Source organism: Agathobaculum butyriciproducens, from assembly GCA_003096535.1.
Taxonomy (GTDB): Bacteria; Bacillota; Clostridia; order Oscillospirales; family Butyricicoccaceae; genus Agathobaculum; species Agathobaculum butyriciproducens.
Genome location: QEKJ01000008.1, coordinates 23516 through 36102, shown reverse-complemented (window position 1 = coordinate 36102; position 12587 = coordinate 23516). Strand labels below are relative to the sequence as shown.

The following is a 12587-nucleotide window of genomic DNA, read 5'->3' as shown; positions in this document are numbered from 1 at the left end:
AGAATGGTAGAATAAAGGTAAATTATAATAAGAGGTGATAGCTTTGAAAAAAGTCCTTTCCGCCGTACTGACAGCGGCGCTGCTGGTCAGTACCGTGCCGGCTGCCTTTGCGGCTTCGGATATTGATGGCCACTGGGCAAAGTCCTACATTACCGAGCTGCATGACAACGGCATTATCAATCCGTCTGCCAGCACGGGCAACTACGGCCCGGATGACAAGGTAACGCGCTGGGAGTTCATGCGCTATATCAACCGCGCGTTCGGCTTTACCGAAAAGGCGGATATCAGCTTCTCGGATGTCAATTCGAGCGATGTTTTCTACGAAACCGTGCAGATTGCGGTCAAGCAGGGTTATATCAACGGTGTCGGCAACAACCGTATGGCGCCGGAGGGCACGCTGACCCGAGAGCAGGCGGCAACCATCCTCGGCCGACTGCACAAGTACACGCCGACGGCTGACCTGTCTGCGCTGGATATGTTCTCTGATCGGGCCAAGCTGAGCGATTACAGCAAATCCTACGTTGCGGAAGCGGTCAAGCAGGGTTATATCAACGGCTACACGAACGGTACCTTTAAGCCGCAGGGCACGCTCAGCCGAGGCGAAATCGCCAAAATGCTGTACGGCTATATGGGCACCTCGCTGAATAAGAACGGCAACGTGTATTCGCAGGCTACGCTCAAGAGCGATACCAAAAACGTTACGATTTCCGTACCGTGCACGCTGGCCGATGCGGATATCAAGGGCAATCTGTACATCACCGAGGGCGTTCTGGCGGGCAATGTAACGCTTGAGGATGTCACCGTTGCGGGCGATATCATCGTCAGCGGCGGCAATGTAACGCTGGATGGAGTTTCCGCACTCGAGATGGTCGTCTCCAACCCGACCGGACTGACCCCGCAGGTCATTGCGACCGGCAACACCAATATCGGCACCACCGAGGTAAAAACCTCTGCAACGCTGACCGAGAGCAATCTGGCAGCGACTGCAGGCGGCTTCTCCGATCTTAAAATGAACGGCAGCAGCGTCAGCCTGACGCTGGATGCAGCTGTCTGGGACGTTGCCAATGAGCAGACCGGCACCATCCTGACGACCGGCAGTACCTCCATCAGCACGCTGACCGCGAACGGAAGAACCACTGTCACCGGCGGCGGCTCGGTTCAGAAGGCGGTGCTCAACTCCAACGGCTGTGAACTGACCATGCAGCCGACCAGCGTTGAGCTGGCGAGCGGCGTCACCGCGAAGATTGCCGGCAAGGACGTTGCGGCGTCCACCAGCGTTTCGGTTTCTCCGTCCACGCTGTCTATCGACGTGAACAACAAGGACGCGATCGCGTTCTCCTACGAGTTCACCTTCAACGCGGACAAGAACGATCTGACCCGTGTTTCGGTCAACGGCACCAATCTCAAGCAGGGCACGGATTACAACCTGCTGAGCGACAAGAACGGCATTCGCGTGTACAAAACCTATCTGTCCACGCTCAAGGCGGGCACCTACACCGCAGAACTGACCTTTGAGGACGGCTCCAAGGCAGCCATCGGTCTGGCGGTCAGCAACTCGGCACAGAGCGCAGTCAGCCCGAGCCAGATTACCTTTGACAAGTACGAGCAGTCCGCAAACTATGCCGATCAGACCGTAAACGTCGTTCTTCCGGCGGGCACGCGTCTGGATTCCGTCAAAATCGGCAGTACGATGCTCGAGCGCGGCACGGATTACACCTATAATGCAACGAACGGCACGATTCGTCTGCTCAAGGAGACGCTTGCCAAGAAGAGTAAGGGCACTTATACGGTTACATTCGTACCCAATCAGGGTTCGTCCTTTACCTGCTCGCTGAGCGTGGTAGATACCGCGCCGGTGAACGAAGTGGTTCCGGGCACGGTTGATTTTGACGCGAACACCTCGTCCGGCGGCTACGCCGATCTGGTGGTAACGCTTAACATGGTAGACGGTGCAAAGCTCAAGAATATCCGCTCGAACGGCAAGACGCTCGAGGAGAACTGGCAGTACAAGATCGAGGGCAGCAAGGTCACGATCAACAAGTCTGCGGTTGCGGAATTCGGCAAGAGCGGTGCATCCTATGCGGATTTCGTTTTTGTGATGAGCAAGGGTCAAAGCCCGACGCTGCGTGTCAACTACGTTACCACTTACGCGCTGACGGCTTCCGTAGTCGATGATCTCGGTCTGCCGATTTCGGGCGCGTCCGTCACCTTCACGCCTTCGGACGCGGAGAGCGGCACGGCAGCGCAGACGCTGACCACCGGCTCGGACGGCACGGCAACTGTTTATGTCAAGCGCGGCTCATACGTTGTAACGGCAACGCATTCGCGCTTTACCGCGGCGGTTACGCAGACGGTCAAAATCTCTGCAGGCCGCACGGTCAAGCTGACCGGCGAGATTCTCGAGAATGTACAGCTGGTTGTCACCAACGCGTACGGCGCACCGCTGTCCGGTGCGGTTGTCACGGTTGGCGGCAAGAGCATCACCACCGGCACGGACGGCACGGCGTCGTTCAGCCTCAAGCGCGGCAGCTATGTGGCGCAGGTGGCGTGCACCGGCTACTCCGCACAGAGCGTACAGCTTTCCGTAACCGATTCGATTCGTGAGCGCGTACAGCTCAAGTAATTTCTCAAAAATGCAAGCCGCCCGGTTTTCCGGGCGGCTTTTTTGTGCGCTTTTACAGGCGGATGAGGGATAGGGCGCAAGGGCGTCAGAACGGCGCACAGCGGCTTGCGGTTGGGGTGTGATAGAGAATAAGGGCGGCCTTCTGACGGGTGATGGACTGGCGCGGTCGGAATGTTCCGTCATCATAGCCGGTTACAATACCGAGCGCCGCTGCCAGACAGACACTCTCGTTCTCGCAGTCGGAAAAGGCCGCTGCCGGAGCCACGGAGGCATTCAGCTACACCTTTTGATACAGCTTGACCGCCAGTCTGCAGAAATCCACGCGCGTGATATTCAGCCTGGGATAATAGAAAGAAAGCGAAATATCATGTTCCCGAGCGGCTTCCAGTTCCGCCTTGGCCCAGCTGCTTTCCTGCGAAGCGTTAGCCGGAAGTCGGATTTCACCGCCTTTGCCGTCCAGCTGGTAAAGCGCGGTGCCGCGCTTGCCGATGTAGCGGCTGTCCGTCCAGCTGAGCTCGTCGAAGTCGTGACTGCCGACAAACTGGCCGGTTTTGTCAATCAAACCGTACGTTCCGTTGCCGATTGCTCCTTTTCGGAAACCAATCCACAAAGTACTGCCGGTCTGAATTGGCATCAGGCCATTCGTAAAATGCGGCGTGGATACAGCACCGCAAGCGCCGTCGATATCATCGCGGATAACCTTCATGTTTTCGTCGAGCAGCACAAGTGACGGAATATCATACTGCTCGGCAGACTGCTGTACTGTAGCCGTCAGCGGACGTTTCGCATAGACACCGATGAAGAAACGGTCATCGCCTGCCATGCTGAAATAGGTGCCTTTGACCGGCGTCTGAATCGGTGTGACCGTTCCGCTCGCATCGGCATAATAGAACGAAGAAGCCTGGTTTTCATAACGAGTCAGCAGAAATCTGCCGTCTGACAGCACATCGATTGTGGTATATTCTGCGGGAACGATCATTTTTCCGGTTTTCAAATCGGCAATACCGTACAAGCTGTCGGCAGAAATTTTGTACAGATTTTTTTTCGGCACGAGCGCATACGCTGCTATGCGGGATTGGCCGCTGTCCGCGGAAAGATAATCTGCGGAAGTATCTGCCTGCTACTGCTGCTGCAACTGTGTTAAAGCAGTGCTCGGTATCGATACCGCACCGGCTCCCGCCGCCATGCTGCCCGCGATCAGCGCGGCTGCACATAAATAACGCCATCGTTTCATAAAAATACCTCCTGCCTGTGAAGTCCTTCGCTTACTATAACCGTTAGACGAGGAAAAATGCGACAAAGTTCTCTCAAAAAATTTATTTTCATGTCACAGTTGACAGTGCAGAATGGTTAGGTTATATATATGGTATAAATTCATCTGGCAAGGGGATAGGGAACATGAAAAAACGAATGGTTTTGCTGTCTGCACTCGTGCTGTGCGGCTGTATGCTGATTGGCGCCGGAGCCGCAGATGCCGCATCGCAAACACAGCTTACGCATCAGGCAATTACGCATTTTCAAAAAAGCCCACCAGAAGAGGATACCAGTTATCCGGGATATCCGACATGGAAAACTTGGCAAATTGACAGCTGCGAGGTTTTTCCGTGTCGACTGATCGAGGAAAAGGACATCTGGGAGCTGATATTTACCCCGAGTGACGATAGAAGCCGATGGATCTGTGCGGTCGATCTGTCCGCCGGAAAGATCATCACACCGCTGTTCAACGGCAGCATGTGGAAAGCTGCGAATGATCAGCTGCTGCTGGAGACCGGCGGCACGTATCAGATGTGTGACCTGAACGGCAGCTTGACCGATGTATCCATTCCTCATGCTGGTCATGTACTGGCAGTTGATGATCAAGGATATGTCCTTTGCCAGTACCCCGTCACCAGAACTGTGCGGACCGATAGCGGCACAATGCCGTACACGTTCCATCAGTACACGCTGCTGGGACCGGATTTTACCGTCCTGCAGGACGGCATCGACCAGTATTACAACGTTGGTCAGTATGATTGCTCTTGTGATAGCGAACTATTTTATAACGACCTTGTCGCCGTTCGCGTGGGCGCGACTGACTGGTATCTGCCGGACGGCGGACCGTGGCCGCGGCTGTATTTCAACAGTAAATATATGTTCATCGACCGCAGCGGCAAGATCGTCAGCAACGCGCGCTATGATGAAGTATCGAACGAAAACGATCGCTGGTTTGGTTGTCACGGTCGACCGAGTATCTGTTGGACAGCAACGGAAATGAGCGCGAACAGGCGAATTACTGCTATGTTCCCAGCACTTGGGCTGAAAATATAGTCGAACAAGCGGAGAAAGACGGACTCCGACTGTCCTATCATACACCATACCGCCTGAATATCCACCGCGATGAATTCTGCAAGCTGGCTTGGCAAACCATTCAGACGGTAAACCCAAACATCAATCTGCCTGAACTGGCACAGCCGTTCTCCGACTGCGATGAAGACATAGTACGTCAGATCGCGGCACTCGGTATTGTTACCGGTTATGAGGACGGCACTTTCCAGCCCACGCGCGAGCTTTCCCGACAGGAAGCGACGGTTATCCTGCAGCGCCTTTATACGGTGCTGTATGGAAAGATCGAAGTCAGTCCTACGCTCTATGCTGACAACGGAAGTATTGGCGCATGGGCAAAGGATTCTGTCTATGCGATGAGGCAAACCGGTATCATGCAGGGCGTAGGAGCGAATCGATTCGATCCGAAGAATGGCTATACTTGCGAGCAGTCGATCATCACTATGCTGTGCATGACGCAGAAGGCGTAATCAGGGAGGAAAATCATGCGTATTGTGAAAAAATACTGGCTGCCGCTGCTGGCGCTTGTGCTTGCGATTGGACTGGCGGCCTGGCGAATCGGCTATCTGGAGCGGACGAACACGTCGCTCAGCATAGAAATCGGCAGCAGGGAAGCCCTGCAGAACGGAGAGCCGATCACGCTGGAGAACCCGGTTATTCTGTACAAAAACGAGCCATATATCCCACTTTACGAGGTTGTAGAGCGCCTTGGCGGTACGACAGACGGCAAAACCTACACACTGCACGGTGCTGAGACCGCTGTCTCCGGCGTGGAACGAAATGGTATACTGTACACACCGTTTTCGTACCTGTGGGACAGTCATATTCCGCAGATACGGTGGGATAAGAGCCGCAACCGCGTTATCATCACCGAGGCACCGGATGAAATTCCACTGACCCGCCGGTGGCTGTTCTGGCGGCACAAAACTGTGCGCGGACTGCGTGTCGGAGACAGCGAAGCACGGTTCCTCGATCTGTACGGCTCACTTGACGCACGGGACGAAATGATGATTGACTTGCTGCATGTCACCATCGAAAACGGTGTCGTCACCGAGATTTCCATGGGACGTTATGAGTAAGCAAAAAGGACTTCGTAAAAACGAAGTCCTTTTTGGTATGGCTGGTTATTTGATGATTTGATACATGCGCTCGATGGTCACAATGGACTGCTCTGCGGTGTAGCCGTCGGTTGGGCAGAACCGATTATTTTCCTTGCCCTGCATGATGCCGGTCTGGCGCATGGCGTAAACGCTGCCGCGTGCCCAGTCCCCAAGCTGTGCATCATCGGCGTAGGCAGGGTCGGCAATCAACTCGGTCTGGCCGCCGAGTGCTGCGTACAGGCGGTCGAGCATGGTGGCCGCCTCCTGGCGGGAGATGGTCTTGTACGGACGGAAGGTGCCGTCCTCGTAGCCGGTGACAATGCCGAGTGCGGCGGCATTATTCACGTTCGGGTCGTCCCTGCAATCGGTGAACTTGGTTTCCAGAGCCGGAATCTCCTTGTTGGGATAAATCTTGTTGTACAGGTTCATCGCCAGCATGGTGAAGTTTTCGCGGGTAATGTCCAGCTTGGGATAGGAGAATGACTCAGTGAGACCGTGCTCTCCTGCGGCAGCTACTTCGGTTTTGGCCCAGCTGCTGTACTCCTTGACGTTTGCGGGCAGCAGGGTTTCGCCGCCCTTGCCATCCAGCAGATAAGATTTTGTGCCACTGCTGCGTGTGCCGATAAAGTGCTGATCGTACCAGAAAATCTGGTTAAAATCGTGCTTGCCGACAAATTTTTCGGTTTTCGGGTCAAACAGACCGCAGGTGCCGTTGCCGTCCGCGCCTGCCTTGCCAACACGTTCCCACTTGGTGCTGCCGGTCTTTGCGATGAAGAAATCGGCGTACCAATCCGGTATCATGTCGATGTCATCGAGGATGATGTTCATGTCTTTGTCGGCCAGAGCAAAGAAGGTGACATCCTCAACCTGTGTGGTTGGACCATCGCCGGAATACGGGTCATATACCGGCTTTTTCTCGTTTTTGAAGAGCACGAACACATTGCTGTTTGGCTCATACGTCGCAAGCTCATAACCGGACGGCAGCTTCATCGGCGTCAGTTTGCCGGTTTCATCGGCGTCAGTTTGCCGGTTTCATCGGCGAACCAGTAGTTGGGGTGATGATCAGCGTCGTACTGGCTAACCAGTGTTTCCGTGCCGTCAAGCGCAATGTAATAATCGTACTCCACAGGAACAACCAGCTTGCCGGTTGCTTTGTCCAGAATACCATACTTGTGTGTGCTGTCAGCTGTTAGGTTAACCAAATACTGTTTCGCGTTGAGGTTCGAGAGGATAATTTCGCAGTTTTCACCGGTAAAGCCGAGCGTTTTTACCTGACCGTAATCCTTGATCTCCTGCTGTACCTTAGTCATAGCCGATTGCAGCGTATCCTTTGCCGCACTGGGCAGTTCCGCCGCCTGTGCCGAGAACAGCAATGCACCGCTCACCACAACACCGAGTAACGCCTTCTGAAACCGTTTCATATTTTTTCCTCCTTTTCACTGTTAATGCTTATACTCTCTATCCTGTATATGACAATAACGAATGCCATCGACAGCACGGCCGTTGCTGCGGTGGGGTCATTGCCATATATCAGCTTAGACGTTTGTTCCGTATGGTTTGTTCCGCCTGTTTCAAAATTTTTTCTCGGACATCGAACCGGTACGCCAAATGCATAGCCGGAACGCATGGAACGCGTACCGTATGCGCGTTTCTGCACAGAAGAACTGTTATATTTATTGTATAGCTTTTTACGGAAGGACGCAACAGGAAAGCAGCAGAGGCGGGATTGAAAAATCCTCAAACCGGCGGCGCACATGTTTGACAGACCGTGCCCGTTCTGGTATAATATTTACACGCCGCCATGGCGGAACTGGTAGACGCAGGGGACTTAAAATCCCCCGGCCTTAAAACCGTGCCGGTTCGATTCCGGCTGGCGGCACCAGAAAAACCCCGTATTTCTTACGAAATACGGGGTTTTTCCTGTCAGTTTGATTTAATTTTTGTTAAATACAGACTTATTCAGTGCGCCGTCCTGATGCGCCACGATCGTGGTGCAGACAGCGTCGCCGGTGATATTAACGGCAGTACGCGTCATATCGAGGATACGGTCGATACCCATGATCAGGCCGATGCCGGCAACCGGCAGACCGACCGAATCGAATACCATTGCCAGTGTAACCAGACCAACCGACGGCACGCCTGCGGTACCGATGGAGGCGAGCGTTGCGGTTGCAATAACGGTCAGATAATCCGCAGGGCTCAGCTGGATGCCGAACGCCTGTGCAACGAATACAACGGCAACACCCTGCATGATGGACGTACCATCCATATTGATGGTCGCGCCGAGCGGGATGGTGAAGGACGAAATACGGCGGTTGACGCCGATTTTTTCCTCCAGCGTGTCGATATTCATCGGGATAGTGGCGTTAGAGGTTGCGGTCGAGAACGCAAAGCCCATAACCGGAGCGAATTTCTTGAGGAAACGCAGTGGATTGAGTCTTGTAAGCAGCGCCAGCAGAATCTGGTATACGCCGCAGCACTGGATGAACAGCGCCAGCAGCACCGCGCCCATGTACTTGAACATTGGCACCATAGCGGAGAAACCAAGACCGGCAAAGGTCTTAGAGATCAGGCAGAATACGCCGATCGGCGCAAGACCCATGACCATCATGGTCATTTCCATCATAATATCGTTGCCCTGCTGGAAGAAGTTCGTTACCAGCTGGGTCTTATCCTGCAGCTTGGCGAGGATAACGCCGACGATCAGTGCAAACACGATAACCTGCAGCATTTCGCCGTTGGCGAGTGCACCGATCGGGTTTTTCGGGATGATGTTCAGCAGGGTTTCCGCAAAGCTGACCGAATCCGAAGAAGCAGCGACTTCGGCGGTTTGGATCTGCGACATATCCAGACCCATGCCCGGCTTGATCAGAAGACCGATGCCAAGCGCAACGGCAACCGCCATCATCGTGGTGAAAATGTAGAAGCCGATGATCTTTACGCCGACCTTGCCGAGCGTTTTACTGTCGCCGATGGCGGTGGCGCCGCAGATCAGCGAGCAGAATACCAGCGGTACGACCAGCATCTGCATCAGGCGGATAAAGCCCTGACCAACAACATAAAAAATGCCGTTTACCAGCACGTTCTGCACAAAATCCACATCAGCTGCGAACATGTTGAGCGCAATGCCGACGATTGCACCGGCGATCAGCGCGATGAAGATCCTTGTAGTCAGACCGATTTTCTTTTTCTCTTTTACTTCATTCATTTATTTACTCCCGTCTGCCGGTGGGACATGTATTCGCTCAGTGCGTCATGCCAGTCCGGCATTTGATATAAACCAGTGATGCGCAGCATCATATTGTCCAGCAGCGTAAAGCGCGGGCGCAGCGCAGTGTTCTCGGAGGCCGAGGTGACCGGCACGTTTTCCTTGCCGGCGAGACGCAGAATTTCGCGGGCGTACTCTGCGCGGGAGCACGAGCCGTCGCACGATGCGTGAAACAGGCCGTACTCGCGGCTGTGCATCAGGCAGTCGATAAAGCCGGCGAGCGCTTCCGCCGAGGTCGGGGAGGAAATCTCATCCTCCGGCAAATGGACCGCGCCTTCCTTTGCCGCCGTATCGAGCACGCGGTCAACAAAGTCGTACGAGCCGACGCCGTACAGCCACGACGAACGCACGATAACATGCTTGTCGGTCAGCTCACGCACGAGCTTTTCACCGGCGTACTTGCTCTTGCCGTACATCGTGGTCGGATGGGGATCGTCGAACTCACAGAAAGCCTTGCCCTCGTCGCCGCCGAATACGTCGTCGGTCGAGATCTGAATGAATTTTGCGTCGATGCGTCTTGCAGCGGTCGCCAGATTGCGGGCGCCGATGGCGTTGATCTTATACGCTTCTTCGGGGTTCTCCTCGCAGGCCTGCACGTCGGTCAGACCGGCACAGTTGATGATGACATCCGGATGGTTAATATCGGCAAAACGACCGACAACGGATACATCCTCGACCGCTACATCACGGTCACTGGTTACCAGCTTATATGCTGTGTTGCCGCCGAAACGATGACTAAGTGCGGAACCCAGTCTGCCGCTTGCTCCCGCGATCCAAACGCGGGTCGTAATACTGTTCATAAAACACCTCTCCTGTCGGCTCGGTGCAGCGGAACTGCTCCGGCGCGCATTACCCATTTTATGGGCTGTATATTCAGTATAGCACAAAATTGTTAAAAAAACAACAAAATATGCGGTCTATTTGCATAAGTATGCTCGAATTCCTGCAAACTATCCGATTTGTGCAAAATTTCTTTGCATTTTTATACAAACTGACAAGACAACTCAGCCGAAGAAAAGAAACAGCCAAAAACGCGGAGAATTTTTTGGGAATATGGACGGCAAATATCCGTCAATGCCATGATATCCGTACACCGATCGACGGTATTCGCGGCATGGTCGAGATCAGCCGCCATTATGCGGAAAATGCTGTAGATCACCTCTCTGCATACGAAGCAGGGAAGTGGTTTATTTTATATGAAAACATCTGATTTTTATTGTGCAGAATGCTGAAAAAACCTGCGTTGACCTATATGGTTTTTGGTGATATAATTAACCGATAACAGTGTGGATTGAATCACATAATTTGCCAAGCGTTATTCTGTCTCGAAGGAGGAGCAGGAAATGAAACCGGTTCTGGAGGTTTGCACCCACTCAGTCGAGTCTGCGGTAAGCGCGGAGCGCGGCGGTGCTATGCGGCTGGAGTTATGCGCCAATTTAATGATCGGCGGTACTTCGCCGGATGAGGATCTGTTCCGCATGGTGCGGGAACGGGTTTCCGTACCGGTTCGTGTGCTGCTTCGTCCGCGCTGCGGCGATTTTTTGTATACGGAAAGCGAATTTGAGCTGCTCTGCCGTCAGGTGAAGCGCTTTGCCGCGCTCGGCGCGGACGGCATTGTCATCGGCGTGCTCACGCCGGAGGGCGATCTTGATGAGGAACGTATGGCCAAACTGATTTCGCTTGCAGGCGGCTGCGGTGTGACGCTGCACCGTGCGTTCGATGTCTGCCGCGACCCGTTTGCGGCACTGGAAACCGCAAAGCGGCTGGGTGTGGATACCATTTTGACCTCAGGGCAGCAGGCGGACTGCACCGCAGGCGCGGATTTACTGCGCGCGCTGGTTGCAAAAGCAGGAGAGGACGTGCAGATTCTGGTCGGTGCAGGCGTAAACGCCGATGTTATCCGCGATTTGCAGCCGAAAACCGGCGCAAATGCGTTCCATTTATCCGCGAAGCGTGTAGAAAACAGCAGAATGCAGTTTCGGCGCGAAAATGTGCCGATGGGGCTGCCCGGACTGAGCGAATTCAGTTTGTGGCGGTGCGACGAAAATGCAGTCCGTGCGGCGCGTGAAGCGTTTGATGCGTGCTGCGGTGCGGGTCAGGAGGCGCGGACGTGAAAATAGAAAAGGTACTCAACAACAATGTTGTGGTCGCGCTGGATGAAAACGGTGCGGAGACTGTGCTTATGGGGCGCGGTCTGGGCTTCGGCCGCCGCGCAGGTGACGAAGCACCGCCGGACAAGGTGGAAAAGCGGTTCACGCTGCACTCGGATCAGCTTTCCGACCGGTTCCAGCAGCTGATAACAAGCATTCCGCTGCCGCATTTCCTGATGAGCGAACGCATTATCAACCATGCGAAGATCGCGCTCGGCAAGGAGCTGTCGGACAGCATTTACGTTACGCTGCCCGATCATATCTCGGCGGCCGTCAACCGCTATAAGGAGGGCATTGTACTGCCTAATCCGCTGCTGTGGGACATTCGGCAGCTGTACAAGGACGAATTCCGCGTGGGTCTCAAGGCGAATGAGATCGTCAAGGAGGAGACCGGCGTGGAGTTCACCGAGGACGAGGCAGCGTTTATCGCGCTGCACTTTGTCAATGCACAGCTCGGTGGTGAAATCCGCGATATTTACGACATGACTTACCTGCTGAAAGCGGTTTTCGGCATCGTTTACGACGAATACGGCTTCCGGCCGGACCATGAATCGCTCAATTACTACCGGTTTGTCACGCACCTGAAATTCTACGCGCGGCGCATCGTCAGCGGCGAAAAGTACGGGGACGAGGATGCCGATCTGCTCGAGGTCGTGCGGTTCAAGTACCCGCGTGCCTACGCCTGCGCGGACCGCATCCGCGCCTATGTGCAGACGGAAAAAGGGTTTCATTCCGGGCAGAATGAGCTGCTGTATCTCACCATCCATATCGCCCGGGTGATGGAGCACCCGGATGAGAAATGATTCTCACAGGGCAGTGTCAAACCGGCGGCGCTGCCCTGCTTTTGTGCAAAGTGTCGAAAAACAGGGCGAAAATTTGGCAGTCGATTCGACAAAATCTGCTTGTAATCGTGAGAAACTTTTGTTATACTGCAATTAACAAGTAAACAGTATCCGTTTGAAATGGATTGTTACCGCTTCGGCGGGCAAAACCAGATTTCTCGCAGGAGTTGCCATCAAAGGGCAAGTTGTATCTGTGCAGAAGTTTGGTTCTTTTTATTTTCTGTATGTTTTCGGACAAAATAGGCATACTTAAGGCAACACCGCACAATTTACGCGCAAATC

At 54.1% G+C, this 12587-nt stretch carries 13 protein-coding genes and 1 tRNA gene; 8 read left to right on the top strand and 6 right to left on the bottom strand.

Going from position 1 to position 12587, the window contains the following annotated elements:
* Nucleotides 1-43 precede the first annotated feature (43 nt).
* Entirely contained in the window at nt 44-2623 is a 2580-nt protein-coding gene (locus C7386_RS07745) for a X2-like carbohydrate binding domain-containing protein (protein WP_165815501.1), read from the top strand.
* 85 nt (nt 2624-2708) lie between these two features.
* Here the strand turns inward: C7386_RS07745 and C7386_RS07740 are convergent, their stop codons facing one another.
* The gene (locus tag C7386_RS07740; protein ID WP_207655861.1) at nt 2709-2888 is read right to left on the bottom strand and encodes an S-layer homology domain-containing protein; all 180 of its coding nucleotides are present in this window, start codon (nt 2886-2888) and stop codon (nt 2709-2711) included.
* A 12-nt stretch (nt 2889-2900) separates the two neighbouring features.
* Nucleotides 2901-3617: a WG repeat-containing protein gene (locus tag C7386_RS07735; RefSeq protein ID WP_165815500.1), complete on the bottom strand. Its 717-nt coding sequence runs from the start codon at nt 3615-3617 to the stop codon at nt 2901-2903.
* A 404-nt stretch (nt 3618-4021) separates the two neighbouring features.
* On the opposite strand from C7386_RS07735, the gene C7386_RS07730 reads away from it, so the two are divergent.
* The 3 genes from C7386_RS07730 to C7386_RS07720 are packed head-to-tail and all read left to right on the top strand — an operon-like array spanning nt 4022 to nt 6024.
* On the top strand, nt 4022-4930 hold the full coding sequence (locus C7386_RS07730; protein ID WP_116705204.1) for a hypothetical protein: 909 nt from the start codon (nt 4022-4024) through the stop codon (nt 4928-4930).
* Nucleotides 4858-5415, top strand: coding sequence for an S-layer homology domain-containing protein (locus C7386_RS07725; protein WP_133241586.1), 558 nt, complete (start codon nt 4858-4860; stop codon nt 5413-5415). The genes C7386_RS07730 and C7386_RS07725 overlap by 73 nt, the downstream gene beginning before the upstream one ends.
* A 15-nt stretch (nt 5416-5430) precedes the next feature.
* Nucleotides 5431-6024, top strand: a complete 594-nt coding sequence (locus tag C7386_RS07720) for a stalk domain-containing protein (protein WP_116705202.1) — start codon at nt 5431-5433, stop codon at nt 6022-6024.
* A 45-nt stretch (nt 6025-6069) separates the two neighbouring features.
* Here the strand turns inward: C7386_RS07720 and C7386_RS07715 are convergent, their stop codons facing one another.
* On the bottom strand, nt 6070-7035 hold the full coding sequence (locus tag C7386_RS07715) for an S-layer homology domain-containing protein (protein WP_116705201.1): 966 nt from the start codon (nt 7033-7035) through the stop codon (nt 6070-6072).
* Between the two features lie 5 nt (nt 7036-7040).
* Entirely contained in the window at nt 7041-7466 is a 426-nt protein-coding gene (locus tag C7386_RS07710) for a hypothetical protein (RefSeq protein ID WP_116705200.1), read from the bottom strand.
* Nucleotides 7467-7840: 374 nt separating this feature from the next.
* Between C7386_RS07710 and C7386_RS07705 the strand changes: the two genes are divergently transcribed.
* Nucleotides 7841-7927 (top strand) — tRNA-Leu (locus tag C7386_RS07705).
* A gap of 51 nt (nt 7928-7978) precedes the next feature.
* Here the strand turns inward: C7386_RS07705 and C7386_RS07700 are convergent.
* Nucleotides 7979-9253: a dicarboxylate/amino acid:cation symporter gene (locus C7386_RS07700; RefSeq protein ID WP_116705199.1), complete on the bottom strand. Its 1275-nt coding sequence runs from the start codon at nt 9251-9253 to the stop codon at nt 7979-7981.
* On the bottom strand, nt 9250-10113 hold the full coding sequence (rfbD, locus tag C7386_RS07695) for a dTDP-4-dehydrorhamnose reductase (protein WP_110435546.1): 864 nt from the start codon (nt 10111-10113) through the stop codon (nt 9250-9252). Before rfbD ends, C7386_RS07700 begins: the two co-directional genes overlap by 4 nt.
* Nucleotides 10114-10244: 131 nt before the next feature.
* On the opposite strand from rfbD, the gene C7386_RS13460 reads away from it, so the two are divergent.
* The 3 genes from C7386_RS13460 (at nt 10245) to licT (ending at nt 12266) form a co-directional block, all read left to right on the top strand.
* Complete coding sequence (locus tag C7386_RS13460) at nt 10245-10523, top strand: hypothetical protein (RefSeq protein WP_165815499.1); 279 nt, start codon at nt 10245-10247, stop codon at nt 10521-10523.
* A gap of 133 nt (nt 10524-10656) precedes the next feature.
* Nucleotides 10657-11427, top strand: a complete 771-nt coding sequence (locus C7386_RS07685) for a copper homeostasis protein CutC (protein WP_116705197.1) — start codon at nt 10657-10659, stop codon at nt 11425-11427.
* Nucleotides 11424-12266, top strand: coding sequence for a BglG family transcription antiterminator LicT (gene licT / locus C7386_RS07680; protein ID WP_116705196.1), 843 nt, complete (start codon nt 11424-11426; stop codon nt 12264-12266). Before C7386_RS07685 ends, licT begins: the two co-directional genes overlap by 4 nt.
* The last annotated feature ends 321 nt before the right edge of the window (nt 12267-12587 follow it).